Source organism: Bifidobacterium pullorum subsp. saeculare, from assembly GCF_016899725.1.
Classification (GTDB): domain Bacteria; phylum Actinomycetota; class Actinomycetes; order Actinomycetales; family Bifidobacteriaceae; genus Bifidobacterium; species Bifidobacterium pullorum_C.
On record NZ_JACLYU010000093.1, the window covers coordinates 1 to 581 of the forward strand.

The 581-nt window shown below is 62.3% G+C and carries 2 protein-coding genes; both read left to right on the forward strand.

The genetic code is table 11. From position 1 onward, the window contains the following. Window positions 1-292, forward strand: a 292-nt coding sequence (locus tag H7U32_RS09610; RefSeq protein WP_204469826.1) for an MFS transporter, incomplete at its 5' end; no start/stop codon positions are given. Window positions 293-384: 92 nt separating this feature from the next. Next, complete coding sequence (locus H7U32_RS09615; RefSeq protein ID WP_204469827.1) at window positions 385-573, forward strand: hypothetical protein; 189 nt, start codon at window positions 385-387, stop codon at window positions 571-573. Window positions 574-581 lie beyond the last annotated feature (8 nt).

A 581-nucleotide genomic window follows, 5' to 3' on the forward strand; every position in this document is an offset into this window, starting at 1 on the left:
GTCTTTGTCCATCATCCTGCTGCTCTACGGCCCGCTTGGTAAGATGGCTGTCGACCCGATCCTCATCTCGTACATGTCCGACCAGGCCGATCCCAAGAGCGTCGCGACCACCCTCGGCGTGTTCAACTTCTTCGGCATGGCCTCGTCCGTCGTCGCCCCCGCGCTGACCGGTGTCATCATCGACTCCACCGGCTCCGGTGAGCTGGGCTACTATCTCGGCGCCGCGCTGCTACTCGTCGGCACGGTCCTGTTCATGGCGACGAACCTCAAGAAGAAGACCGTCGCCGCCTAGCACCTTCTCTTGGAACCCCTGTCCCGTCCGCCCCGCGCGGGTGGGACATTTCGGATTCACCGTAGTCCGCCTCATTTGATAAGGAGAGAGGCATGAGCTACATCAACAACGTTACCGGCTATCGCCCCGACATCTTGGCGAGCCGCTCGGTCGTGAACCGCAACTGGGCGGTCATCGAGCCCGACGGCATCGTCAAGAACGTGATCCCCGGTTTTGAGAACTGCGACATCACCATCCTGGCCCCCCGCGCATGGGCGCCACGTTCGCCGACTATCTCGTGACCGTGCAC